Annotated in this window: 23 protein-coding genes and 2 tRNA genes; 23 read left to right on the top strand and 2 right to left on the bottom strand. The window is 48.9% G+C overall.

All coding sequences use genetic code 11. From position 1 onward, the window contains the following. The first annotated feature begins 52 nt into the window (after positions 1 to 52). The 5 genes from NOG12_RS03750 (at position 53) to greA (ending at position 7,233) form a co-directional block, all read left to right on the top strand. Positions 53 to 1,279, top strand: coding sequence for a dicarboxylate/amino acid:cation symporter (locus tag NOG12_RS03750; RefSeq protein WP_110074807.1), 1,227 nt, complete (start codon positions 53 to 55; stop codon positions 1,277 to 1,279). 95 nt (positions 1,280 to 1,374) lie between these two features. Next, positions 1,375 to 2,184 (top strand): 4-hydroxy-tetrahydrodipicolinate reductase, encoded by an 810-nt coding sequence (gene dapB, locus NOG12_RS03745; RefSeq protein ID WP_153825788.1) that lies wholly within the window; start codon positions 1,375 to 1,377, stop codon positions 2,182 to 2,184. A 209-nt stretch (positions 2,185 to 2,393) separates the two neighbouring features. Beyond that, on the top strand, positions 2,394 to 3,533 hold the full coding sequence (carA, locus tag NOG12_RS03740; protein ID WP_110074805.1) for a glutamine-hydrolyzing carbamoyl-phosphate synthase small subunit: 1,140 nt from the start codon (positions 2,394 to 2,396) through the stop codon (positions 3,531 to 3,533). Positions 3,534 to 3,535: 2 nt separating this feature from the next. Beyond that, entirely contained in the window at positions 3,536 to 6,760 is a 3,225-nt protein-coding gene (gene carB / locus NOG12_RS03735) for a carbamoyl-phosphate synthase large subunit (protein WP_153825787.1), read from the top strand. Beyond that, positions 6,757 to 7,233 carry a transcription elongation factor GreA gene (greA, locus tag NOG12_RS03730; RefSeq protein WP_110074803.1) on the top strand — a complete coding sequence of 159 codons (477 nt, stop codon included), beginning with the start codon at positions 6,757 to 6,759 and terminating at the stop codon, positions 7,231 to 7,233. The genes carB and greA overlap by 4 nt, the downstream gene beginning before the upstream one ends. An 81-nt stretch (positions 7,234 to 7,314) precedes the next feature. On the opposite strand, the gene NOG12_RS03725 is transcribed toward greA, so the two are convergent. After that, complete coding sequence (locus NOG12_RS03725) at positions 7,315 to 7,584, bottom strand: helix-turn-helix domain-containing protein (protein ID WP_162014444.1); 270 nt, start codon at positions 7,582 to 7,584, stop codon at positions 7,315 to 7,317. A gap of 175 nt (positions 7,585 to 7,759) precedes the next feature. Here NOG12_RS03725 and NOG12_RS03720 point away from each other — a divergent pair, with 175 nt between their 5' ends. Beyond that, entirely contained in the window at positions 7,760 to 8,230 is a 471-nt protein-coding gene (locus tag NOG12_RS03720; protein WP_153825785.1) for a helix-turn-helix domain-containing protein, read from the top strand. Here NOG12_RS03720 and yhbY read toward each other — a convergent pair. Beyond that, positions 8,227 to 8,535, bottom strand: coding sequence for a ribosome assembly RNA-binding protein YhbY (gene yhbY, locus NOG12_RS03715; protein ID WP_153825784.1), 309 nt, complete (start codon positions 8,533 to 8,535; stop codon positions 8,227 to 8,229). The genes NOG12_RS03720 and yhbY overlap by 4 nt on opposite strands. Before the next feature lie 82 nt (positions 8,536 to 8,617). Between yhbY and rlmE the strand changes: the two genes are divergently transcribed. The 17 genes from rlmE to NOG12_RS03630 all read left to right on the top strand — a co-directional run bounded on the left by rlmE (position 8,618) and on the right by NOG12_RS03630 (position 26,060). Next, a complete protein-coding gene (gene rlmE / locus NOG12_RS03710) occupies positions 8,618 to 9,244 on the top strand; it encodes a 23S rRNA (uridine(2552)-2'-O)-methyltransferase RlmE (RefSeq protein ID WP_313932437.1) in 627 nt (208 codons plus the stop codon). A gap of 45 nt (positions 9,245 to 9,289) precedes the next feature. Next, on the top strand, positions 9,290 to 11,212 hold the full coding sequence (gene ftsH, locus NOG12_RS03705; protein WP_110074798.1) for an ATP-dependent zinc metalloprotease FtsH: 1,923 nt from the start codon (positions 9,290 to 9,292) through the stop codon (positions 11,210 to 11,212). 76 nt (positions 11,213 to 11,288) lie between these two features. Then, positions 11,289 to 12,098: a dihydropteroate synthase gene (gene folP, locus NOG12_RS03700; protein WP_313932436.1), complete on the top strand. Its 810-nt coding sequence runs from the start codon at positions 11,289 to 11,291 to the stop codon at positions 12,096 to 12,098. Beyond that, positions 12,095 to 13,435, top strand: coding sequence for a phosphoglucosamine mutase (gene glmM, locus NOG12_RS03695; RefSeq protein WP_153825781.1), 1,341 nt, complete (start codon positions 12,095 to 12,097; stop codon positions 13,433 to 13,435). Before folP ends, glmM begins: the two co-directional genes overlap by 4 nt. A 90-nt stretch (positions 13,436 to 13,525) precedes the next feature. After that, positions 13,526 to 14,284 carry a triose-phosphate isomerase gene (tpiA, locus tag NOG12_RS03690; protein ID WP_418055296.1) on the top strand — a complete coding sequence of 253 codons (759 nt, stop codon included), beginning with the start codon at positions 13,526 to 13,528 and terminating at the stop codon, positions 14,282 to 14,284. Between the two features lie 3 nt (positions 14,285 to 14,287). Next, on the top strand, positions 14,288 to 14,614 hold the full coding sequence (secG, locus tag NOG12_RS03685; RefSeq protein ID WP_110074795.1) for a preprotein translocase subunit SecG: 327 nt from the start codon (positions 14,288 to 14,290) through the stop codon (positions 14,612 to 14,614). 47 nt (positions 14,615 to 14,661) lie between these two features. Then, positions 14,662 to 14,746, top strand: a tRNA-Leu gene (locus tag NOG12_RS03680). A gap of 63 nt (positions 14,747 to 14,809) precedes the next feature. Further along, a tRNA-Met gene (locus tag NOG12_RS03675) sits at positions 14,810 to 14,886 on the top strand. A gap of 182 nt (positions 14,887 to 15,068) precedes the next feature. Next, positions 15,069 to 15,527: a ribosome maturation factor RimP gene (gene rimP / locus NOG12_RS03670; protein ID WP_110074794.1), complete on the top strand. Its 459-nt coding sequence runs from the start codon at positions 15,069 to 15,071 to the stop codon at positions 15,525 to 15,527. Positions 15,528 to 15,551: 24 nt separating this feature from the next. Next, positions 15,552 to 17,051: a transcription termination factor NusA gene (gene nusA, locus NOG12_RS03665; RefSeq protein WP_110074793.1), complete on the top strand. Its 1,500-nt coding sequence runs from the start codon at positions 15,552 to 15,554 to the stop codon at positions 17,049 to 17,051. 23 nt (positions 17,052 to 17,074) lie between these two features. After that, the gene (gene infB, locus NOG12_RS03660; protein WP_153825779.1) at positions 17,075 to 19,750 is read left to right on the top strand and encodes a translation initiation factor IF-2; all 2,676 of its coding nucleotides are present in this window, start codon (positions 17,075 to 17,077) and stop codon (positions 19,748 to 19,750) included. A gap of 6 nt (positions 19,751 to 19,756) precedes the next feature. Continuing rightward, on the top strand, positions 19,757 to 20,185 hold the full coding sequence (gene rbfA, locus NOG12_RS03655; RefSeq protein ID WP_110074791.1) for a 30S ribosome-binding factor RbfA: 429 nt from the start codon (positions 19,757 to 19,759) through the stop codon (positions 20,183 to 20,185). Beyond that, positions 20,185 to 21,165 (top strand): tRNA pseudouridine(55) synthase TruB, encoded by a 981-nt coding sequence (gene truB, locus NOG12_RS03650; RefSeq protein ID WP_313932434.1) that lies wholly within the window; start codon positions 20,185 to 20,187, stop codon positions 21,163 to 21,165. The genes rbfA and truB overlap by 1 nt, the downstream gene beginning before the upstream one ends. A 97-nt stretch (positions 21,166 to 21,262) precedes the next feature. After that, positions 21,263 to 21,532 (top strand): 30S ribosomal protein S15, encoded by a 270-nt coding sequence (gene rpsO / locus NOG12_RS03645; protein ID WP_110074789.1) that lies wholly within the window; start codon positions 21,263 to 21,265, stop codon positions 21,530 to 21,532. 182 nt (positions 21,533 to 21,714) lie between these two features. Continuing rightward, positions 21,715 to 23,844: a polyribonucleotide nucleotidyltransferase gene (gene pnp / locus NOG12_RS03640; protein WP_313932433.1), complete on the top strand. Its 2,130-nt coding sequence runs from the start codon at positions 21,715 to 21,717 to the stop codon at positions 23,842 to 23,844. Between the two features lie 235 nt (positions 23,845 to 24,079). After that, positions 24,080 to 24,991, top strand: a complete 912-nt coding sequence (gene nlpI, locus NOG12_RS03635) for a lipoprotein NlpI (protein WP_313932432.1) — start codon at positions 24,080 to 24,082, stop codon at positions 24,989 to 24,991. After that, positions 24,978 to 26,060, top strand: a complete 1,083-nt coding sequence (locus tag NOG12_RS03630; protein WP_313932431.1) for a hypothetical protein — start codon at positions 24,978 to 24,980, stop codon at positions 26,058 to 26,060. Before nlpI ends, NOG12_RS03630 begins: the two co-directional genes overlap by 14 nt. Positions 26,061 to 26,098 lie beyond the last annotated feature (38 nt).

The following is a 26,098-nucleotide window of genomic DNA, read 5'->3' as shown; positions in this document are numbered from 1 at the left end:
TTTGGCGGCGGCTGGCTGGTTGCTGGTAGCTGCGATGAACTAATGAGGTGTTATGATTAAGGCTTGGTTTGCAATTCCCTTCTGGCAACGCGTGCTGGGTGCTTTTGCACTGGGCGTGCTGATTGGTGTGATTCATCCTGACATTGCGCAAGCGTTGCGGCCGCTGGGAACGCTCTTTATCAATGCGTTAAAGATGTTGGTGGCGCCACTGATTTTCTTTGCCATTGTGAGTGCTATTTTACAGTTAGGTAGTGGCGAAAAGGCTGGTAAAATTGGGATGCAAACCATAGGTTTGTTCTTACTTACAGCTGTTATTGCCAGTGTCATTGGGCTATCGGTAGCACAGTTATTGGATATTACTCCGTCACCTGATTTAGTCGCCGATAGTAACTATGAACCGAAAGTAGTGCCTGGGCCCATTGAGGTACTGTTGAGTTTTATTCCGACCAATCCGTTTGCTGCTTTGGCTGAGGGTAACGTGATTCAAATCGTGGTGTTTGCCGCGTTGGTGGGGGTAGCCATCAATCAGTTGGGTGAGGTCGCTAAGCCGGTAGCCGCGGTGATGAGCGCCGGTGCACAGGTGATGTATCGGATCACCAAAATGGTGTTAGAACTGACCCCGTTTGGGGTCTTAGGGTTAATGGCGTGGGTGGTGGGCCACTACGGATTAGCCAGCTTAACCCCTTTGGCCGCTTTTATTGGAGCCATTTATCTCGCCTGTTTACTGCATATTCTGTTGGTGTACGGCACCATGGTACGGTTAGCAGGGATGTCGCCTTGGTTCTTTTTTAAATCGGTGTTTTCGGCGCAATTGGTGGCCTTCACAACCTGTAGTAGTTTTGGCACGATTCCGGCCGCACACCAAGCTATCACTGAAAAACTAGGTGTCCAAAAAGAGTATGCAAGTTTTGTGTTACCTCTTGGTGCCACCATTAACATGGACGGTTGTGGCGGGATTTATCCGGCCATTGCTGCGGTCTTTATCGCACAGATTTATGGCATTCCGTTGGATTGGGCAGACTATATGCTGATCACCTTAACTGCCACGCTTGCGTCGGTAGGAACGGCTGGTGTACCAGGTACGGCGATGGTGATGTTAACCGTCACCCTCAATGCGATTGGGTTGCCGTTAGAGGGGATTGCATTTATCGCGGCCATCGACAGAATCATAGATATGGCGCGTACCGCAACCAATGTGACCGGTGATATGGCGGTGGCAGTGGTGTTGGGGCGCAAGCAACAGAGCGCAGATGATGACGCTAAGGCCCAACTAGGCTAGTATTGATGGCATTTAGTCTAAGCTCGGCAAGTTAAGCTAAGCAAGTTAAGCTCAGCAAGTTAAGGCTGTGGCGACAGCGCATGAAGGATTATCGGATGGGTTTGAAAGTAGGTATTTTAGGTGCCAGTGGGCGCATGGGGCAGGCGGTGATCGTGGCGGCAAAACGTCTCGAGGTCGCCGTAACCGCCGCTGTGGTAAGTCAGCAGTCGTCCCGTTATGGACAACCTATTCGCGCTAATGATGCTGATGGCGGTGTCTGCTTTCAGCACGCCGATGAACTGCAAGCCGGCCAAGTTGAGGTGCTTATTGACTTCTCTTTACCGCAAGCGCTGTCGGCTAATTTAGCGTTAGCGCAGCGATTACAAGTTCCCATTGTGGTGTGTACGACGGGTTTGGGCGAATCCCATCAGCAGGCGCTCGATCAAGCAGCGACAAAGATTCCGGTATTGTATGCAGCTAACACCAGTGTTGGTATCACGTTACTGCGACAGCTGGTGCAGCTCGCTGCGGCAGCTCTGCCGCACACGGATATTGAAATCATTGAAGCGCATCATAGTGCCAAGCGCGATGGTCCGTCGGGTACCGCACTGGCCTTAGGTGCTAGTGCAGCTGCAGGGCGCGGGGTGGAGCTAACTGATGTTAGTGCTGGTGTACGTGGCGATGGCTTACGTCAACCTGGGTCGATTGGTTTTGCGGTGGTACGAGCGGCCGATATTATTGGTGAGCACACGGTCTTATTTGCGCAGCCGGGCGAGCGCTTAGAGCTAACTCACCGGGTTGGCGACCGGCATATTTTTGCCCAAGGTGCAGTGCAAGCAGCACAGTGGCTGCAGCAGCAGTCGGCCGGCCGTTATAGCATGGCGGATATGTTGCAATTAAAAGCCTTATTACAAGACCTTCTGTAAGCTTACTGAAAGAGTAATTTCTGGTTTACGTTAAGCTAATATTTCTGTAGAATACCGCCAATTTGCCAGTAAGTTTTCGGGCAAGCTGAAACGCGCACTCCAGAGGTGTTTGGCTGGTTAAAAATCCAAATACCAGACGCTGGTGCAAGGTAATCAACGGGGAAGTCAAATTATTGATTCACCCGTTTTTTTATGTACGGAGGTTAACCTTGAGTATTCTAGCGAGCCACTCAGCAAGTAAAGCCATTTTGGTACTTGCCGATGGAACTGTTTTTCACGGCACGGCAATAGGAGCCGGCGGAACCGCGGTTGGTGAAGTTGTTTTTAATACCGCCATGACCGGTTATCAAGAAATCCTTACTGACCCCTCTTATTCTGAACAAATTGTTACCCTCACTTATCCCCACATCGGCAATTACGGCACTAATCACGAAGACGAAGAATCCAATCGAGTTTGGGCTAAAGGCCTAGTTATCCGAGATTTATCGCTTAAAGCCAGTAATTTCCGTCGCGAGCAATCGTTAGCTGATTATCTACGGCAACGCAATGTGGTGGGTATTGCTGATATCGATACGCGCAAACTAACTCGTATCCTCCGTGAGAAAGGTGCGCAAAACGGCTGCATCATGGCCGGCGATATCAACGTAGCCAAGGCGTTAGAACTAGCACAAGGTTTTGCTGGATTAAAAGGCTTAGATTTAGCCAAAGAAGTGACCATTCGTACGCCAGTGGAGTGGACCAGCGGCAGCTGGCGCTTAGGTGAAGGTTTTAAAGAATTAACTGAGCAACGGTTTCATGTGGTCGCCTACGACTATGGCTGCAAACGCAATATTTTGCGCTTGTTAGTGGATCGTGGCTGTAAAGTGACTTTGGTACCTGCGCAAACTCCGGCGGCAGACGTGTTAGCGCTGCAACCGGACGGAGTATTTTTATCAAATGGCCCCGGCGACCCTGAGCCGTGCGATTACGCCATCAAGGCTATTCAGGAAATTATTGCGGCACAAGTGCCGATTTTTGGTATCTGTTTGGGCCATCAATTGTTGGCGTTAGCCAGTGGTGCTACCACCATTAAAATGAAGTTAGGCCATCATGGTGCCAATCATCCCGTACAAGATTTAGCGACTGGTCGAGTGATGATAACCAGCCAGAACCATGGGTTTGCGGTAGATGAGGCAACCTTGCCTGCGCATCTTAAAGCGACTCACAAATCGTTGTTTGATGGCACCTTACAAGGTATTGCGCGCACCGATGTGAAAGCCTTCAGTTTTCAGGGGCATCCCGAGGCAAGTCCGGGCCCGAATGACGCCGCACCCTTGTTTGATCACTTTATCGAATTGATGAGCCAATAATTATGCCAAAACGTACCGACCTCAAAAGTATTCTGATTTTAGGCGCTGGGCCGATTGTTATTGGCCAGGCCTGCGAGTTTGATTATTCTGGCGCGCAAGCCTGTAAGGCGCTGCGTGAAGAGGGTTACCGAGTTATCCTGGTCAACTCTAATCCAGCGACTATCATGACCGATCCAGAAATGGCTGATGTCACTTACATCGAGCCGATTCATTGGGAAGTGGTTGCCAAAATCATCGAAGTAGAACGGCCAGATGCCATCTTGCCAACCATGGGCGGACAAACTGCGCTCAATTGTGCGCTAGATTTAGACAAGCACGGCGTGTTAGAGCGTTATAACGTAGAAATGATTGGCGCTAACGCAGATGCCATCGACAAAGCGGAAGACCGTGATCGTTTTGATAAAGCGATGAAAAAAATCGGCCTAGCAACGCCAAATGCTGAAATTGCGCATAACCTCCAAGAAGCCTTTGAAATTCAAGAACGGTTAGGTTTTCCGGTGATTATTCGCCCAAGCTTTACCATGGGCGGCAGCGGTGGTGGTATCGCTTATAACCGCGATGAGTTTGAAGAAATTTGTCGGCGCGGCTTAGATTTATCACCGACTAAAGAATTGCTCATTGATGAGTCATTGATTGGTTGGAAAGAATATGAAATGGAAGTGGTGCGCGACAAAAAAGACAATTGCATTATTGTCTGCGCCATCGAAAACTTCGACCCGATGGGCATCCACACTGGTGACTCTATTACCGTTGCCCCAGCGCAAACCCTGACCGACAAAGAATATCAGCTGATGCGTGATGCGGCGATGGCGGTATTGCGTGAAATTGGCGTGGAAACCGGGGGCTCAAACGTGCAGTTTGGGATCGATCCAGATACCGGACGTATGGTTATTATCGAAATGAACCCACGGGTATCGCGCTCATCTGCATTAGCCTCGAAAGCAACAGGGTTCCCGATTGCTAAAGTAGCCGCTAAATTGGCGGTAGGTTATACCCTGGATGAATTAGAAAATGAAATCACCGGCGGCGTAACGCCAGCCTCGTTTGAGCCAGCGTTGGATTACGTCGTGACTAAGATCCCACGCTTTAACTTTGAGAAATTTGCCGGTTGTAACGACCGTCTCACCACCCAGATGAAATCGGTGGGCGAAGTGATGGCGATTGGTCGTAACCAGCAAGAATCTCTACAGAAGGCGTTGCGCGGACTCGAAATTGGTGTGTCTGGCTTTGATCCTATGGTGGATGTCAACGACCCTGCGGCCCGCGGTAAAGTGATTCGTGAACTTAAAGAGCCAGGCGCCGAGCGGATTTTCTATATTGCCGATGCGTTCCGTTTAGGTATGACAGTGCGCGAAGTGTTTGAGCTGACCCGCATTGACGAATGGTATCTGATTCAGATTGAAGAGTTAGTGCTGCTGGAAGCTGAGATTCAAACGCTAGGTATGGCTGGCTTAGATGAACGCACGTTACGTTTGCTTAAGCGCAAAGGCTTTGCCGATAAGCGTATTGCAGATTTATTGGATGTTGCTGAAGCTGAAATCCGTCGCCGACGTTGGGATTTAGCAGTGCATCCGGTGTATAAGCGGGTGGATACTTGTGCGGCGGAGTTTAAGTCTGATACTGCCTACATGTATTCTAGCTACGACGAGGAATGCGAGGCAGCGCCTACCAATAACAAGAAAATCATGGTGATTGGTGGCGGCCCTAACCGTATCGGCCAAGGCATCGAGTTTGATTACTGTTGTGTGCACGCAGCGCTAGCCATGCGTGAAGATGGTTACGAAACCATTATGGTCAACTGTAATCCAGAAACCGTATCCACGGACTATGACACCTCAGATCGCTTGTATTTTGAATCTATCACCCTAGAAGACGTCCTTGAGATTGTTCGGGTAGAACAACCAGAAGGCGTGATTGTGCAGTATGGCGGTCAAACTCCGTTAAAATTAGCGCGTGAGCTTGAGGCTAACGGCGTGCCTATTATTGGTACATCGCCAGATGCCATTGACCGTGCAGAAGACCGGGAACGGTTCCAAAACGCGGTGCGTCGATTAGGTCTGCAGCAGCCAGAAAACTCAACCGTCACCAAGGTAGACGAAGCCCTTCGCGAAGCCGATCGGATTGGTTATCCGTTGGTAGTGCGGCCGTCTTATGTGTTAGGCGGACGAGCGATGGAAATCGTTTATGATGAAACTGATTTACTGCGCTATTTAACTGACGCGGTGAAAGTCTCTAACTCTGCGCCGGTGCTGCTGGATCGCTTCCTTGATAATGCCATTGAAGTAGATGTTGATGCCATTTGTGACGGTCAAGATGTGTTAATCGGCGGCATCATGCAGCACATCGAACAAGCGGGTGTTCACTCGGGTGACTCAGCCTGTTCGTTACCGCCTTATTCGTTAAGTGACAAGATTCAAGACGAGCTGCGTGAGCAAATGCGCAAGTTGGCGTTTGAATTAGGCGTAAATGGCCTTATGAATGCCCAGTTTGCGATTAAAGACGACGAAGTTTATTTGATTGAAGTTAACCCGCGAGCAGCCCGCACGGTACCGTTTGTATCTAAAGCGACTGGCTTGCAGTTAGCAAAAATCGCAGCGCGGGTGATGGTTGGACAATCTCTGGCTAGCCAAGGTTTTACCAAAGAAGTGATTCCACCCTACTACTCGGTTAAAGAAGTGGTGATACCTTTTGCTAAGTTCCAAGGGGTAGACCCCATTCGTGGGCCAGAAATGCGCTCTACCGGCGAGGTTATGGGGGTTGGCGAAAGCTTTGAAGAAGCCTATGCCAAAGCTAACTTAGGTGCTGGCGAAGCCTTAGCTAAAGCGGGTAAAGCTTTACTTTCAGTGCGAGATAGTGATAAAAGTCGTTTGTTCGAGTTGGCGCGCGGCCTTATTGGGCTTGGGTTTTCTCTAGAAGCCACCCGCGGCACCGCCAAACTACTCAACGACGAGGGCTTAGCTTGCTCCGTTGTGAACAAGCTACAAGAGGGCCGGCCGAATATTGTCGATGCTATCAAGAACGGTGAATACAGCTACATTATTAATACCGTCGAAGGTCGCCAAGCGATTCAAGATTCGGTTTATATTCGTCGCGAAGCCCTCTTGAATAAAGTTATTTATACCACCACATTAAATGCAGCGTTTGCCACAGTTAAGGCTAATACCGCGGACGACCGCGCCCGCGTTAATTCGTTACAAGCATTGCACAAAAGGGTTTTAGCACAATGAGTCAAATACCAATGACCACCCGCGGCGCAGAGATGCTGCGGGAGGAACTACAGCGTTTAAAATCAGAAGACCGGCCACGGATCATTCAGGCGATTGCCGATGCTCGTGAACACGGTGATTTGAAAGAAAACGCTGAATATCACGCGGCGCGAGAGCAGCAGGGCTTCTGTGAGGGACGCATTCAAGAAATTGAAGCAAAACTTTCCAATGCTCAAGTGATTGATGTAACCAAGGTTCCTAACCAAGGTAAGGTGATTTTCGGGGCTACTGTGACCATCTATAACACCAGCACCGATAAAGAAGTGACCTATCGCATCGTTGGTGATGATGAAGCTGACATTAAGCAAAATTTGATTTCAGTGAACTCACCGATTGCTCGCGCCTTGATTGGCAAGCAAGTTGATGATGCCGTGATGGTCACTACGCCAAGTGGTGATGTTGAATACGAAGTTGTTGATGTGAAATACCTTTAATAGCTGAGTAAAATTTACAAAAAAACCTAGCGCGAGCTAGGTTTTTTTGTTTGGGCAAAGGTTTGCAGTCTCTCTGCCTGACTATTTATTTAGCAAGGCTTTTAATTCTTGTTGTTTCTGTTCGCGCTCAGCGGGCGTTAGTGGCTTATGGTGATAAGCCTCAACATCGGGAAATACTTCCTCAATCTCAAGTTCTAACGCTTTGGCGATGGCCAGTGCCACAGGCTGTGACTTGGCCTTGCGGGCAACCACTTTTGAAATAAGAGAAGGACTTTTATTAAGAGCTTCGGCCAGCATCGAATAATCGAAGCCGCGACGTCTTAATTCCTTTTTGATTTTTGCGCTATCCATCAGTATATTGAGTCTTTTCCTGGGCGGTGCACTTGGCGTGCGCCGCGAGTTCAAAAATAATTCATAAGAAGGTCTTTCTGTGTCAAATGACATAGATAAAAGCAATTAAATGCCAAATGACTTAAACGAAAATAGACCACAGAACCCTATTAAAAGCAACTTGGAAATACCTGATGTGGATACCGTAATGGAGCGTCTGGCGCTGATCTCTGGTGAGCGTTCAGCAAGTGGTATCATGCGCTGGCTGGGGATTAAGCCAAGCTCCATAGCTAACTGGAAGCGGCGCGGGTCGGTTAACTTCGATCCTATCATTGCAGGTTTGTTACGACACAGGGTGTCGCTAGATTGGTTATTCGCGCCTTATGAAGATTTATTTTACCCAACCGTGGGACAGTTGGGGGAACTGAATGAGTCAACCCCGCTGTATCAACAGAATCAGGCCATGAATTTAGCGATAGAAGCTATTAATCGAATTGACCCGGTGCTTGAGCGCTACAATTTACCTAAGACCGAAACCAATCGGCAATTGATGTCAGAAACTTATTTTAAGAAGCGAGGCGAGGCATTAATTTTGTCGGCTGCGCTGAACCAGGTAGCGAAAGCACTGGCAACGGCGCAGCCGAACGAGGCAAGTCAAGCGGATTAAGCTTTAGGTAAGCTGATCTTTTTGGCTTGGCTTGGTTTGTACAGGGTTAAGATTTTACCAACCACCTGCACCCGATAAGCCTGGGTGTGAGCAACGATGGTGGTATAAATTTGTTCACGTACTTCGCGTTCTTCTTCAGGCACTTTAATTTTAATCAACTCGTGATGTTCTAACGCCAACTCGATCTCTGCCATCACGCCTTCGGTAAGGCCATTACCACCTAATAAAACGACAGGTTTGAGTGAATGAGCTAAACTTTTCAGGTGTTGTTTTTGCTTATTGCTTAAGGTTAAAGCCGTTGCCATGTAATATATATCCTACGTATGACTTGAATTTACGCTATTCTACCGCCATCTGGGTAGAATAAGCCAGTTTGGTGGAAAAGAAATGGGTAAAAAACGTTCGGCCAGCAGTACGCGTTGGCTGCAAGAGCACTTTAGTGATCATTATGTACAAAAAGCGCAAAAGCAGGGTTTGCGCTCGCGTGCTGTGTTTAAAATAGACGAAATACAAAAGCGCGATAACTTATTGCGCCAAGGTATGACGCTAGTAGACTTAGGAGCGGCCCCTGGGGGCTGGTCACAATATGTCGTGGATACCCTGCAGGGTAACTGTCAAGTTATTGCTTGTGATATTCTACCGATGGACGCAATCGCCGGAGTCGACTTTTTAGAGGGTGACTTTCGTGAAGAAGCAGTTTTAAATGCGTTATTGGACCGAATCGGCGGTAAGAACGTAGATGTAGTATTGTCGGATATGGCGCCTAACATGAGCGGCAACGACAACGTGGACCAGCCGCGCGCCATCTATTTGGTAGAGTTGGCCTTAGAAATGTGCCATCAAGTACTCAAACCAAATGGTAGCTTTGTGGTCAAAGTTTTTCATGGGCAAGGCTTTGAAGAATATCTAAAGGCAGTTAGAGCAGCATTTAAAGTTGTGCGCACGCGTAAACCAGATTCTTCTCGGGCACGTTCTAGAGAAGTGTATCTGGTAGCGACAGGTTATAAACTGTAGTACCCTGTAGGGCGTGCTACAAATGCAAACAAGAGGTAGTCGGCTTTGAGCGATATGGCAAAAAATCTGATTTTATGGCTGGTAATCGCCGTCGTACTTATGACGGTATTTAACAGTTTTAGTCCCGGTGGCGCAAGTAACTCGAATGTTGCTTACAGCCAATTTATCACGCAAGTGCATAACGGTGGGGTGCGCAAAGTTGACATCGACGGCCGCGTTATCAAAGCGCAGTCGCGTACGGGTGAAAATTTTACCACGGTCATCCCAACCGCATCGGATCCTGACTTATTGAATGACTTGTTGGATAACAACGTAGAAGTTAACGGCAAGCTACCTGAAGAGCCAAGCATTTTGGCTTCGATCTTCATTTCATGGTTCCCGATGTTATTGCTGATTGGCGTGTGGATTTTCTTCATGCGACAAATGCAAGGTGGCGGTGGTAAGGGCGCTATGTCGTTTGGCAAAAGCAAAGCTCGCTTGATGAGTGAAGACCAGATTAAAACGACCTTTGCAGACGTGGCCGGTTGTGACGAAGCCAAAGAAGAAGTCAGCGAGCTGGTGGATTATTTGAAAGATCCGACTCGGTTCCAACACCTAGGTGGCAAAATTCCTAAAGGCGTGTTGATGGTGGGGCCACCAGGTACAGGTAAAACCTTGCTAGCCAAAGCTATTGCCGGTGAAGCACGGGTGCCTTTCTTCTCTATCTCAGGTTCTGATTTCGTAGAAATGTTCGTTGGTGTGGGTGCCTCGCGGGTACGTGACATGTTCGAACAAGCGAAGAAGTCAGCACCTTGCATCATCTTTATCGATGAGATTGATGCGGTAGGTCGCCAGCGTGGCGCCGGCTTAGGTGGTGGTCATGACGAGCGTGAACAGACTCTTAACCAAATGCTGGTAGAGATGGACGGTTTTGAAGGCAACGAAGGTATTATCGTGATTGCCGCAACCAACCGCCCTGATGTCTTGGACCCTGCGCTGTTACGTCCAGGTCGGTTCGACCGCCAAGTAGTGGTTGGTTTACCGGATGTGCGCGGACGCGAGCAGATATTGAAAGTACACATGCGTAAAGTACCACTGGGCAAAGATGTCGATGCCTCGTTAATTGCGCGCGGTACGCCAGGATTTTCTGGTGCAGATTTAGCTAACTTAGTGAACGAAGCAGCGTTATTTGCTGCCCGTACCAACAAGAAAGTTGTTGCTATGGAAGAGTTTGAAAAGGCTAAAGACAAGATCATGATGGGGGCAGAGCGCCGCTCGATGGTGATGACCGAAGATGAGAAGGCTATGACGGCCTATCATGAAGCGGGTCACGCGATTGTCGGACGTTTGGTGCCAGAGCATGATCCTGTTTATAAGGTGTCGATTATCCCGCGTGGACGAGCGCTTGGGGTGACCATGTACCTGCCGGAACAAGATCGCGTAAGTCACTCTAAGCAGTACCTAGAAAGTATGATTTCTAGTTTGTTTGGGGGCCGCTTGGCAGAAGAAATCATCTATGGATTTGAGAAAGTCACGACCGGTGCTTCGAACGACATTGAGCGGGCTACACAAATTGCACGTAAGATGGTGACGCAATGGGGCTTGTCAGAAAAAATGGGGCCGTTGCTCTATGCTGATGATGAAAACGAAGTCTTTTTGGGCCGCTCGGTCACTCAGCACAAACATATGTCTGACGATACCGCACGTGCCATCGACCAAGAAGTGAAGCTGCTTATTGATCGTAACTACGATCGAGCTAAACGTATTTTGGAAGAAAACGTAGATATTCTACACACCATGAAAGACGCATTAATGAAATATGAAACCATTGATGCGGATCAAATCGATGATTTGATGAATCGCCGTGATGTGCGTGAGCCACGTGATTGGCAGCAACGCTCTAACAGCAACAAAGATGGTGACAGTTCAGCCAAAGCAGATGATGTTTCGCCTGGTGCAGAACCAGCAGATAATTCATCGGCGAGCTAAGCAGATAAAGCCCCGCAAGTCGGGGCTTTTTTTTACCCAGTTTGATCTGAATGAACAGCGATAAGGAACCCAATTGATGAGTGCGCCAATCGAGGTGATGGGCATTTTAAATGTCACGCCTGACTCGTTTTCTGATGGTGGTCGTTTTAACAATTTAGATGCGGCTTTACGCCAGGCTGAGCAGATGCTTGCGGCTGGTGCCAGTTGGTTAGATATTGGCGGCGAATCTACCCGTCCTGGCAGCGCTGCGGTGGCGGTAGAGGCCGAACTGGAACGAGTCATTCCGGTAGTGACAGCGCTGCGCCAACGGTTTGACGTGAAGTTATCCGTAGACACTACTAAACCGGCGGTGATGCGCGAAGCCATCGCGGCTGGCGTGACCATGGTCAACGACGTCAATGCCTTGCGCGAAGAGGGTGCAGTGGAGCTGTTAGCACAACATCCCGCGGTATTAGTCTGCTTGATGCACATGCAAGGCCAGCCGCGAACGATGCAGCAGCAACCCCAATACGATGACGTGGTAGCTGAGGTGAGTGAGTTTTTACAGCAGCGTGTTAACCTTTGCACACAAGCTGGAATACAAAAACAAAACATTTATTTGGATCCAGGCTTTGGTTTTGGCAAGAGCCTAGGGCATAATTACCAACTGTTGCAGCGACTTGAAGCGCTGCATAAATTGCAATTGCCATTACTAATCGGTTTATCGCGTAAATCCATGTTAGGTCAGGTGACCGGACGAGCGGTAGCAGAGCGCCTAGCAGCCAGTATTGCTGGGGCAACGATAGCGGCAATGAAGGGCGCACGGATTATCCGTGTTCATGATGTCAAGGAAACGGTTGATGCAATGCAGGTGGTTGCAGCAACCTTGGCAGGAGAAAACTGTTGAGTCAGCGTAAATATTTTGGCACCGACGGGGTGCGTGGTCGAGTAGGTGATTTCCCTATCACTCCGGATTTCGCGGTGAAACTGGGTTGGGCAGCTGGTACCGTGCTGTCGGCCAGTGGCAATCAGCGTGTATTGGTAGGTAAAGATACCCGTTTATCTGGGTATATGTTGGAATCTGCCCTCGAGGCGGGGTTGTTATCAGCCGGCGTCAGTGTTGAATTTTTGGGGCCAATGCCAACGCCAGCGGTAGCCTATCTCACGCGAAATTTCCGTGCTGCTGCGGGCATTGTTATCAGTGCCTCACATAATCCTTATTACGATAACGGGATTAAATTTTTCTCCGACTCAGGTAGTAAACTGCCAGACCATGTCGAAGCAGAAATTGAGCGTCTGTTAGATGAGCCGCTTGTTTGTGTGCCGTCTGAGCACATGGGACGAGCTAGCCGCATTGATGATGCGCCTGGGCGTTATATTGAGTTTTGCAAGAGCGTGTTTCCTTCTGATTTATCGCTCAAAGGGATGCGGATTGTGGTGGACTGTGCCCATGGCGCAACCTACCACATAGCGCCCGATGTGTTGCGTGAGCTAGGTGCAGATATTTGGGAAATTGGCACTGAACCGAACGGCATCAATATTAATGAAAAATGTGGCGCCACTCATTTAGATGCACTACGCGACGAAGTGTTAGCACGTAAAGCTGACTTGGGCTTTGCGCTTGATGGCGACGGTGATCGGATCATGATGGTGACGGCTACTGGGCGCATTGTTGACGGCGATGATGTGTTATTTATTCTGGCCCGAGCGGCGCAGCAAGATGGTTTGTTGCAAGGCGGTATTGTCGGAACCTTGATGAGTAATTTCGCCCTAGAAAAATTCTTTACTGACCGTCGGATTCCGTTTGTGCGTGCCAAAGTAGGCGACCGCTACGTGATGGAAGAGTTGGTCAAACGTGATTGGCGCATTGGCGGTGAAAATTCTGGCCATATTATTAATCGCCAATTTCATAGTACCGGTGATGGTATTATTGCTGGATTGCAGGTCTTGACGGCGATGCAGCGTGAGCAACGCAGCTTGGACGAGTTGCTGGCACCCTTGGTAAAAGCGCCGCAAGCCTTGATCAACGTACGCTTTACCGCCGGTACCGATCCGTTAGCTGCGGCTAATGTGCAAGCGGTAGTAAGTGAAGTAGAGCAAGCGCTGGGTAATAACGGCCGGGTGTTATTGCGTAAGTCTGGTACCGAGCCGCTCATTCGAGTCATGGTCGAAGGTCAGGATGGCAATAAAGTGCGCGCGTATGCTGAAGAAATTGCTAGCGAAGTAGAAGCGGCTAGTAATTAATCAGTTCGTTAACAAATCGTCATTCACCGCTTGTAAGTTTCGGCGAGGTTATGTAATATCTCGCCGCTCTCAATGAAGTCAGAGGTTCCGATGCAACGCCAACCGTTAGTGATAGCTAACTGGAAAATGAACGGCAACCGCGCATTAGTTGCTGAATTAAGTGAGGCCCTGCAACAACAGCAGGCGCACTACGCGGACGTGACTGTGGTCGTCTGTCCACCTGCAGTATTATTGCCGGTGTGGCAAGCGCAACCAGGTGTGGTTGCGTTAGGTGCGCAGGATGTGAATGAACATGCTGATGGTGCGCACACTGGTGAGCATAGTTTAGCGCTAGTGCATGAAGCTGGCGCGCAATGGGTACTGATTGGTCATTCTGAACGCCGCCAGTGTTACGGTGATTCGGAAACTCGAATCGCTCAGAAACTAGGTCAAGTGCTAGCTGATTCACGTTTTACCGCTGTGCTGTGTGTGGGTGAAAGTGCCGAACAACGTGAACAAGGGGCGACCTTTGCCGTGGTCGAGGCGCAGCTTAGTGAAGCCTTAGCGCAAGTGTCTGCATGCGAACGCCTTGTGGTAGCTTATGAGCCAGTTTGGGCGATTGGCACGGGATTAACAGCGTCGCCAGCGCAAGCGCAAGAAGTGCATGGTTTTATACGGCACTGGCTGCAAGAAAAATTTGGGTCGGCAGGCGCCGCAGTACAGCTTTTGTACGGTGGCAGCGTGAAGGCTGGTAATGCTTCAGAACTGTTTGCTGAAGCTGATATTGATGGTGGTTTGATTGGCGGTGCAAGTTTACAGCCCGAACAATTCGTGGCGATTTGTACTGCAGCTCAGGCCCGGAGTAATTAAATTATGTACGAGATTTTTCTAATCGTTTATCTCATCGTAGCCTTGATGTTGATCGGCTTTGTGATGATTCAACATGGTAAAGGTGCCGATATGGGCGCTTCTTTTGGTGCAGGCGCATCAAATACTGTGTTTGGCTCAAGCGGTTCGGGTAACTTTTTAACTCGTACCACAGCTATTTTAGCGGTTATCTTTTTTGTGTTGAGTCTGGTTCTTGGTAACCTAGCCGCCGGTAATGGCGATGCAGGCAGCCAGTTTGATGACTTAGACATGATGCAAGAAGAAGTGCCGACAGTACCAAGCAACGATAGCGACGTGCCAGGGTCAAACTAAGACTTCTGAGTTGGGTTCGTTAGTGGTGCTGAGTTAGTAACAGATTTGCGGATGTGGTGGAATTGGTAGACACGCTATCTTGAGGGGGTAGTGCTTTAGGGCGTGCGGGTTCAAGTCCCGCCATCCGCACCAAATTTACAACGGCTACGGTTGCGTTTGTAGCCAAAATCTTTATAATATGGATTCGTTTTCGGACGCGGGGTGGAGCAGTCTGGGAGCTCGTCGGGCTCATAACCCGAAGGGCGTAGGTTCAAATCCTGCCCCCGCAACCAATTACAAAGGGTCCAGTGTTCTAAAAGCCCCGCAGCAGTTCGGGGCTTTTTACTATGTGACCTCTGCTGCAGCATCTGTGTTAAGCGTAAGACGTTAGTAATAAACGCCCTTAATACAATGAATTGGCAGTCAATAACACTGGGCGATGACGCCCTTTTTTTGTTTTTAGGAGTTGGCAAACTTGGCTCGAGTTGAAGATCGTTTATTTGAGATGTTAGAACCTGCAGTAGCAGCTTTAGATTTCACCCTTTGGGGCGTGGAATTTGTGCGGGCAGGTAAACATTCAACCTTACGTGTTTATATTGATCATGCCGATGGCGTGAGCGTTGATAACTGTGCGGCGGTAAGCCATCAGGTAAGCGCAATTTTAGACGTAGAAGACCCTATCAGCACGGAATACTTTTTAGAGGTATCCTCGCCAGGTATGGAACGTCCGTTTTTCAACGCGAGTCAGTATGCAGACTACCTTGGCGAGACCGCTGCGGTAGAATTAACTGTAGCACAGCAAGGTAAACGCAAATTTAAAGGTGTAATTGCTGCTGTTGATGGCGATTACGTAGAATTTAACGTTGATGGTGAAGCCCTGAAAGTAGCGCAGTCATCCATTAAGAAAGCTCATTTAGTTCCTCAGTTTAACTAAGGATTGCGTAGGCGAGGCAGAACAATGGCAAAAGAAATTTTATTGGTTGCAGAAGCAGTTTCTAACGAAAAAGATGTATCGAAAGAAAAGATTTTCGAAGCATTAGAATCAGCACTTGCGCACGCAACAAAGAAAAAATACGAAGGCGATATCGAAGTACGCGTCAGCATTAATCGCCAAACTGGCGAATTTGATACGTTTCGCCGCTGGTTAGTGGTAGATGATAGCGAACAACCGCTAGAGCACCCTTATCGCGAAATCAGCTTAGCTGCGGCCCAGTACGAGGACGACTCAGTACAAGCCGGCGATTATGTTGAAGAGCAAATCGACTCGATTGAGTTTGATCGCATTACCACTCAAACCGCCAAGCAGGTGATTGTACAGAAAGTACGCGAAGCTGAGCGCGCTAAAGTAGTTGAAGAATATCAAGATCAAGTGGGTGAGCTGGTGACAGGTACGGTCAAACGCGCCAATCGCGAGCATGTGATTTTGGATCTTGGTAACAACGCTGAAGCGATTATTTATCGTGAAGACATGTTGCCACGCGAATCCGTTCGCGCCGGCGACCGAGTTCGTGGCGTGCTGTTTGACGTGCGTCCTGAAGCACGCGGTGCGCAATTATTTGTTAGCCGTACCCATCCGGACTTCTTAATCGAACTTTTCCGCATTGAAGTGCCAGAAATTGGCGAAGAAATGATTGAGATTCGTGGTGCCGCTCGTGACCCTGGTTCACGCGCAAAAATCGCCGTGAAGAGCAATGACCGTCGGATTGACCCTGTTGGCGCTTGTGTTGGTATGCGTGGCGCGCGGGTTCAAGCAGTTTCCGGTGAGTTAGGTGGCGAACGCGTTGATATCGTGTTGTGGGATGATAATCCAGCCCAATTCGTTATTAACGCAATGGCACCGGCCGAAGTCGCAGCGATTGTGGTTGACGAAGAAGCACACACTATGGATATCGCGGTAGAAGAAGGCAATCTTGCCCAAGCCATTGGTAAAGCTGGGCAAAACGTGCGTTTAGCCAGTCAGCTAACGGGTTGGCAGTTGAACGTGATGTCAGTTGCTGACTTTACTGAGAAGAACGAAGCTGAAGCACAGAAAGTACTTGATTTGTTCACTAAGAACCTTGGCATTGACGAAGATTTTGCCAGCGTATTAGTTGACGAAGGCTTCTCCTCGTTAGAAGAAATCGCTTATGTTCCAGTAGATGAATTACTGGAAATTGAGGGGATGGACGAAGATATTGTTGAAGAGCTACGCAGCCGCGCGAAAGCGGTACTAACAACTCGTGCATTAGCCACAGAAGAGTCGTTAGAGAGTGCAGAGCCAGATGAATCATTGCTTAACTTAGAGGGCTTAGATCGTCATTTAGCCTTTGTGTTAGCAAGCAAAGGTGTGACTAGTCTCGAGCTATTAGCCGAGCAGGGCATTGATGATTTGGCTGGAATTGAAGAGTTAAGCGAACAACGAGCCGGAGAATTGATTATGCAAGCGCGTAATATCTGCTGGTTCGGTGACGAAGAATAAGATCAACGGGGGTACAACTGACTATGGAAGAAGTAACGCTGGATAAGCTAGCCAAAGATGTCGGTACGACAGTTGATCGTTTGGTGCAACAGTTTGCCGAGGCTGGTATGAAAAAACAGCCTGGCGACGCTGTTACCGAAGACGAGAAACAAGCATTACTAACGCATTTGAACAAGGCCCATGGCGGCAACGGCCCTACTGAGCCGGCTAAAATGACGTTGAAGCGGAAAGAAAAAAGCACCTTAAGTATCGGCGGCGGCCCAGGTCGTAGTAAGTCGGTGCAAGTTGAAGTGCGGAAGAAACGTACGTACGTGAAGCGTTCGGCCTTAGAAGATCAGCAAAAAGCTGAGCAAGAGCGCCTTGAACAAGAACGTGCAGCAGCTGAAGCGAAGCGTTTAGAAGAAGAAGCGCAAGCAGCGGCCGCAGCCAAAGCTCAAGCGGAAGCAAAAGCAGCTGAAGAAAAAGCTAAGCAAGAAGCAGCTCGCAAAGAGAAAGAAAAAGCGAAAGCGAAAGCAGAAGCTGATAAGCGCGCAGCAATGACGCCAGAAGAACGTCAGAAAGCTGACGAAGCGAAAGCGGAAGCAGAGCGGTTACGTAAGGCGCAAGAAGAAGAAGCCCGTAAAAAGGCCGAAGCAGAAGCTGCGCGTCAAGCTGAAGAAGCGCGTCGTTTAGCTGAAGAAAATGAAGCTCGTTGGCAAGAAGAAGAAGCCAAGCGTAAAAAAGCTGAACAAGAAGATGTTCACTTTACCACCTCATCTACAGCGCAAGCTGCTGAAGACGAGCAAGACGTGGATGAAGAGCGTCGCAGCCGTCGTAAAGTAAGTAAGCAACGCCGTCATAAAGATGACGAACGTGATGATAGCCCGCGTCGTGAAAAACGCCGTAAAGGTGCTAAGCGTTCAACCTTGCAGCATGGTTTTAATAAACCTGCCGCGCCGGTAGAGCGTGACGTTAAGCTAGGCGAAACCATTACTGTTGGTGAGTTAGCTAACCGGATGGCGGTCAAAGCTAGCGAAGTTATCAAGACCATGATGAAAATGGGCGAAATGGTGACCATTAACCAAGTACTAGACCAAGAAACGGCCTCGTTGGTCGTTGAAGAAATGGGTCATAAAGTGGTGTTGGTTAGTGAAAACGCACTAGAGCAAGAAGTGTTGGCGGATCGTGGCGCAGATACAGCCGATGATGCCACTACACGTGCTCCGGTAGTGACTGTAATGGGGCACGTTGACCATGGTAAAACCTCGTTACTTGACTACATTCGTAAAGCGAAAGTGGCGAAAGGTGAAGCTGGCGGTATTACCCAGCATATTGGTGCGTATCACGTAGAAACGGATCATGGCATGATCACTTTCCTCGATACCCCAGGCCACGCTGCGTTTACGTCGATGCGTGCGCGTGGTGCAAGTGCGACTGATATCGTCATCTTGGTGGTAGCTGCTGATGATGGTGTGATGCCACAAACGCTTGAAGCGATTCAGCATGCTCGCGCCGCCCAAGTACCAATCGTGGTTGCCATCAACAAGATGGATAAACCAACGGCGGACCCAGATCGAGTTAAGAACGAACTAGCCCAACGCGATGTTATCCCTGAAGATTGGGGTGGCGATGTGATGTTTGTACCAGTATCGGCGCATACCGGTGACGGTATTGAACAGTTGCTAGAGTCGGTCTTGTTACAAGCTGAAGTGCTGGACCTGAAAGCTGTTGCGACCGGCATGGCCAAAGGCATAGTTATTGAATCACGGTTGGATAAAGGACGCGGTCCGGTAGCCTCGGTGTTGGTTCAAGAAGGTACCTTACGCCAAGGTGATATCGTACTTTGTGGCCTAGAATATGGCCGAGTTCGTGCGATGCGCGATGAAACAGGTAAAGAAGTGAAAGAAGCTGGTCCATCAATTCCGGTCGAGATTCTTGGCTTGTCAGGTGTGCCACAGTCTGGTGATGAAGCTACCGTAGTTAAAGACGAGCGTAAGGCCCGTGAAGTAGCTAACTATCGTCAAGGCAAATACCGTGAAGTTAAATTAGCTAAGCAGCAGAAAGCTAAGCTAGAAAACATGTTCGCGAACATGCAAGAAGGCGAAGTGCAAGAACTGAACATCGTGCTTAAATCTGATGTACAGGGTTCACTAGAAGCTATTTCTGATTCATTGCAGAAGCTTTCTACAAACGAAGTGAAAGTGAACATCATTGGTAGCGGCGTAGGTGGTATTACTGAAACCGACGCATCTTTGGCCAGTGCATCAAACGCGATTGTGATTGGTTTTAACGTGCGTGCTGATGCTTCAGCCAAGCGTTTGATTGAGCAAGACGCGGTAGATTTACGCTATTACAGTGTTATCTATGATTTGATTGACGAAGTTAAAGCAGCTATGGGCGGTATGTTAGCGCCTGAGTTCAAGCAGCAAATTATTGGCTTGGCTGAAGTTCGTGATGTATTTAAATCACCGAAGATTGGCGCTATTGCAGGTTGTATGGTTACCGAAGGTGTGGTGAAACGTTCAGCTCCAATTCGGGTACTACGTGATAACGTAGTTATCTACGAAGGCGAGTTAGAGTCATTACGCCGCTTTAAAGACGACGTACAAGAAGTTCGCAACGGTATGGAATGTGGTATCGGCGTGAAGAACTACAACGACGTTCGTGTTGGTGACCAAATTGAAGTCTTTGAAACAGTTCAAGTAGAACGGAGCTTATAAGCGCCTATGGCGAAAGATTATAGTCGGACCGACAGAGTAGGGCAGCAGTATCAGCGTGAGATAGCGATGATACTGCAGCGCGAAATAAAAGATCCGCGGGTGAGTATGGTGACGGTATCTGAAGTAGAAGTGTCACGGGATTTGGCTTACACCAAAGTATTCGTGACTTTCTTCAACGATGAGCCAGAGCAAATCAAAACCGCGCTGAAAGTACTGAATGATGCCGCAGGCTTTATTCGTTCATTACTTGGCAAGCGTATTCGGGCGCGTATTATTCCCGAACTACGATTTGTACATGACCCGTCCTTGAACGAAGGTATTCGGATGTCGCGCTTAGTTGATGAGGCCATTAAACGTGATGAAAGTCGCGGTAATGCTGCCCCCACTGCAAAGCCGGCCGATACCGCAGCCACAGACGACCACGGAGACGATTAATGGGACGAAGAAAGTCAGGTCGCGATGTCAGCGGCGTGATTTTGCTTGATAAGCCCCGTGATATCAGTTCAAACGCCGCACTCCAACAAGTGCGGCGTTTTTTAAATGCCAACAAAGCAGGCCATACTGGCGCTTTAGACCCGGCTGCAACCGGGCTACTGCCGTTGTGTTTTGGCGAAGCCACGAAAGTATCTCATTACTCCTTAGAAGCCGATAAAGCCTATCGGGTAGAAGCTTGTTTAGGGATTCGCACCACCACCAGTGACAGCGAAGGTGAGATAGTAGCGCAGGCCGATGCTGCTTTGCTTGAGCGTTTAACCCAAGCGGATATCGTTCGAGTTATTAAGCAATTCACAGGCCCGCAACAGCAATCCCCATCGATGTATTCGGCGTTAAAACACGAAGGTAGGCCGTTGTATTACTATGCCCGTTTAGGCATAGAAGTGCCGCGCAAAACACGTGCTATTACCATTCGCGAGATTAACTTAGTGGAGTGGCACGGAGCGCGCTTGGTGTTAGACGTGACCTGTTCAAAAGGCACTTACATTCGTACGCTTATCGACGACATGGGCGCGGCTTTAGGTTGCGGAGCTCATGTTGCGGAGTTGCACCGCAGTTGGATAGAAGGTGTGGTCGGCCCCGTCTACAGTGCTGAAGAGTTGGCAGCGGTCGCCGCACAGACGGATCCAGAACAAGGGGATTACGCTGCGATTGACGCTTTATTGCTAGCCAATGATACGGTTATCCAGCAAGTGCCTACGGTAACGGTTGAGGCCGCTGAGGCCGCCAAGTTTTTATTGGGCAATCCAGCTCAGTTAACGCAGCCACCTGAAGTTGTCGCAGATCATTATCGAGTACTGCGTAGCTCTGATGGGGTGTTTATTGGGATGGGTTTACTGCAAGCACCGGCGCTTGCAACTGGGCCAGCGGAAGCAGGCCTTTGGGTGAAACCCAAGCGGGTATTGAATTTGCGAGATTGATTGCGCTGCGGGCATAAAGTGCGTATAATTTGCAGCGATTTCGTTGGTGCTGAATTAGTGATCGGCACTGACATTTTTCACTTATCAGGAGTAATATATGTCACTAACTGCGGCACAAAAAGCTGAAATCGTTAAAGAATATGGTCAAGGCGAAAATGACACCGGTTCTACCGAAGTTCAAGTAGCACTATTGACTGCAAACATTAACGAACTGCAAAGCCACTTCAAAGAACACGCAAAAGATCACCACTCACGTCGTGGTCTATTACGGATGGTTAGCCAACGTCGTAAATTGTTGGACTACTTAAAGCGTAAAGACAATCAGCGTTATGCAACCCTGATTGAGCGCTTAGGTTTACGTCGCTAAGCATTGTTCATTGGAAGGGGCCCTGTTGTGGCCCCTTTTTTATTTATCGAAGGACAAAGGCGTTATTGGGTATTAGATATTAGATATTCATTAGAGCAATAACACTGGGTTGAGTTAGTGTCTAATATCTAGTAACTAATAGCGCTTAAGAATTTAAAAGAGAAAGACAAAGGAAAAATAACGTGAATCCTATTACTAAGAAATTCCAGTATGGTCAGCATACTGTCACATTAGAAACTGGTGCAATGGCGCGCCAAGCAACTGCAGCCGTATTGGCAAGCATGGATGACACCACCGTGTTGGTGACCGTGGTGGCTAAGAAAGATGCCAAAGAAGGCCAAGATTTCTTTCCATTAACTGTAAATTATCAAGAACGTACTTACGCTGCCGGTAAAATTCCTGGTGGTTTCTTCAAGCGTGAAGGGCGTCCATCAGAAAACGAAACCTTAACCTCGCGTTTAATCGACCGTCCGATTCGTCCATTATTCCCTGAAGGGTTTAATAACGAAGTGCAAGTGATCGCGACTGTGGTATCAGTTAACCCACAAATTTCTCCAGATATAGTTGCTTTGATCGGTACTTCAGCGGCTTTAGCTATTTCTGGCGTGCCTTTTGCTGGCCCAATTGGTGCAGCACGTGTGGGCGTTATCAATGATGAGTACGTGTTAAACCCAACCTTGGAAGAGTTGACAACTTCTAAGCTAGATTTAGTGGTTGCTGGTACTGCTGGTGCGGTATTGATGGTTGAGTCAGAAGCGCAACTATTGTCAGAAGATGCCATGTTAGGCGCGGTGGTCTATGGCCATGAGCAGATGCAAACTGTGATTAACGCCATCAATGAATTTGCTGCTGAAGCAGGTAAAGAAGCCTGGGATTGGCAAGCTCCTGCGAAAAATGTTGAGTTACTGAACAAAATCAAAGCATTAGCAGAGCAAGGCATTGGCGATGCGTACCGTATTACTGAAAAAGCGGCACGTTATGAGCAAGTAGCGGCATTGAAAGCCCAAGTTACTGAGCAGTTACTGGCAGAAGATGAAACTTTAGATGCCAAAGAAATCGGCGATTTGTTCCATTCACTAGAAAGTGACGTGGTACGTAGCCGTATTATTGCCGGCGAGAAGCGTATTGATGGTCGTGAACCAGATATGGTGCGCGCCCTGCATATGGCTACTGGCGTGTTACCACGCACGCACGGTTCAGCGGTATTCACCCGTGGTGAAACGCAAGCCTTGGTTACTGCAACCTTAGGTACTGAGCGCGATGCACAAATGATCGACGACCTTACTGGTCGCAGCGACAATCGCTTTATGTTGCATTATAACTTCCCTCCATACTGTGTGGGTGAGACCGGCATGGTGGGTTCACCTAAGCGTCGCGAAATCGGCCACGGCCGTTTAGCTAAGCGCGGTGTACAAGCGGTGATGCCGTCACAAGACGAATTCCCGTACACCATCCGCGTGGTATCTGAGATCACTGAATCAAACGGTTCAAGCTCAATGGCGTCAGTATGTGGTGCATCATTAGCATTGATGGACGCAGGCGTACCAATCAAGTCATCAGTCGCTGGTATTGCGATGGGCTTGGTGAAAGAAGGTGACAAATTTGTGGTCTTGTCTGATATCTTAGGTGATGAAGATCACTTGGGCGACATGGACTTTAAAGTTGCCGGTAGCGTTGACGGCGTAACCGCCTTACAAATGGACATCAAGATTGACGGTATCACCCGTGAAATCATGGAAATTGCCTTAGCTCAAGCTAAAGCAGCTCGTTTGCACATCTTGCAAGTGATGGATCAGGCGTTAGCCGGTGCTCGTACTGAGTTATCAAACTACGCTCCGCGTTACACCACCATCAAGATCAATCCTGATAAGATCCGTGACGTGATTGGTAAAGGTGGCGCAGTTATTCGTGAGTTAACTGAAAGCACCAACACCAACATCGAAATCAATGACGATGGTACCGTGCGTATCGCTGCAACTGACCAAGAATCAGCCGATGCAGCTATCGCTCGCATCGAAGAGCTGACTGCAGAAGTTGAAGTTGGTCGCATTTACCAAGGTAAAGTGGCGCGCATTGTAGACTTCGGTGCATTCGTCACAATTTTGCCAGGTAAAGATGGTTTAGTGCACATCTCACAAATCGCTGAAGAGCGTGTGAACGATGTTAACGAATATCTGAAAGTTGGTGATTTAGTGCCAGTTAAAGTGCTTGAAATTGACCGTCAAGGTCGTGTTCGTTTGAGCATGAAAGACGCCGCTGATAAAGCTGAAGCAGCAGCTTCAGCTAGCACTGACAGCAGCGATAGCGAATAAGCTAAGATAAGTCCTACCCTGCAAAACCCGGTTGGTTATCTGACCTGCGGTGAGCAAAGCATTCATGCCAAGGTTTTGGTTAAACCCAAAGCCTTGGTGTGAATTCATCAGCTGTTTTCAGCTCCCCCGTGTTACCTTGTTAATCCTCATCAGCTTGCTCAAGCACCTGTTCAGAACTTTATTTTTGTTGCAACTAAGGTATGATGAGTTGAACCATAACGAAAGGTTGTCCTTTATGAAAAGTCGTATCGCGGTGCTGGCTTCGGTGCTGTTGCTGGGTGCTTGTGCCCAATTGCCCGATCCCTCTGAATCGGCCGTCATGAATTTATTTGTAGTAACGCCGCAAGCGCCAGACATGCGTTATCAAATTGAAATCGCCAAACTCACAGACCTCGCTAATCACCAGAATCAATTGGATGATGCCAGTATGGCGCAATTGCTGTATCGACGCGGCAGTCTCTATGATGCGCTCGGTTTGAGTGGGTTAGCTCGTATTGATTTAAATCGTGCTTTAGAGCGCGATCCACGTTTAGCCGATGCCTATAACTTTCTGGGTATCCAGTACACTGAAATTGAACAGTACAATTATGCTTATGAGATGTTCGACTCGGCCTTAGAGCTTGAGCCTGAGCACCCCTATGCCTTGCTTAATCGCGGTATGACAGCCTATTATGATGGCCGGATTGACCTCGCCAGCAAAGATTATCAACGCTATTTTGAAAGCCAACCCGACGACCCGTATCGGGTGCTGTGGCTGTATTTAGCTGAAGTAGAAACAGATGCCGAGGCAGCCCGTCGCAATCTAGCCGAACGCCGAATCAAGTACGCCAATGGCGCTTGGGGCTGGGTGCTGAATGATCTGTTGTTGGGTGTGGTGGATGAGCAAAGCTTTTTAAATGACTATGCTCCTAAACACTTAGGCGAAGATGAAACCCTAGCAGAGCGCATGTGTGAGAGTTACTTTTATTTGGGTAAGCTGAAGCAATTGGAAGGCGACAACCAAGCTGCAGCGGTGTATTTTCGACTAGCGCTCACGACCAATGTGTACCGCTTTTTAGAACACCGTTATGCTGGGATTGAGCTGCAACGCAGTCAGCAAGCACTAGAGCAGCAAGCGAGTTCAACCAAGCTTGATGCGCAAGAGTGAGCGACCGCGCAAACCGCCATACTGGAGCAATCGCTTGCAACGGATGGTGCAGTTAGGGATCCTGTTGATAGCGCTGGTGAGTTGTCAGCAAGTACTCGCCAATCCACTCTCCCATCGCAGCGAGGGCAGCGAGGGCAAGTATCCGAAAGCAGTGAGTACCGCGCAGTTAGCGACCTTGCTTGATCTATTAGCCATGCCGCCTAATGGGTGGCTAATAGCCGTCCCTGTACGACCTACACGCGTTGAATTTTCCCCTCAATCACCCGTGCATGTCATGCAGTCACCATCGGCTACTGCTTGCCGTTATCCCATTCAGTTGCAAGTGCCTGAGGGCCGTGGCGAGCTCAAAGCGTATCAGTTATTACACCAGTGGGAGCACCATCCATTAGCGAAGCCAATGTACGAACTTGGCTTTTGTTGGCAGTTGCAACCTTATCCGAAAGCTGTCAACGAATGCCAGCAGGTAACTGCGCGCGGTCGCCTACAATGTCATCTCCAAGGTCCGTTAGGTGGCGGCAACCACCACGCTGATCCTACTCAGGCGCGGTATCGAGTGTTACTGGTAGAGCAGTCTGGCATAGCTTCGGCATCGCAGCAGCGACAAGATTTTAGCATGGTACTTAGTTTAGCTGCGCCGGTGGAGCTCTTAGCTCACGAACTTGGGCATTGGTTGGGGCTAGCTGATGAATACGCGATGAGCGCGCCTTTAGCTGCTGCTTTTTGTCGCGGTGATTACCAGCATCCTAGTTTAAATATTGTGGTGACTGACAGTCGCCAACTCAGTGCTGAGCAACTGCAACAGCTGTGGCAAACCTTGCCATGGCGAACTGCGGTAGAGGATTGGCGCTTGCTAGCGCAGCCTACCTCACTAACCAATAGCCAAGGAGAGCCGTTGTGGGAATTAGGGAGTGCGCCCGAGCAGATTGGTTTACATGCGGTAGATACGTGTCAAAACAGCGACTATTTTGCTTGGCGACCACTAGCTGAGATCACGGCGATGCAATATTTCGATAGTGCGCGTTGGCCATCGCTGTATCTAGAACTTATTCAGCAACAGTATGCTCATTAAGAGGAGTCACGATTAGGTAAACTCCTCCCAATGATAGC

Origin of the sequence: Pseudidiomarina fusca, assembly GCF_032227045.1 — a bacterium.
Classification (GTDB): domain Bacteria; phylum Pseudomonadota; class Gammaproteobacteria; order Enterobacterales; family Alteromonadaceae; genus Pseudidiomarina; species Pseudidiomarina fusca.
This window is presented reverse-complemented; position numbering and strand designations above follow the sequence as displayed.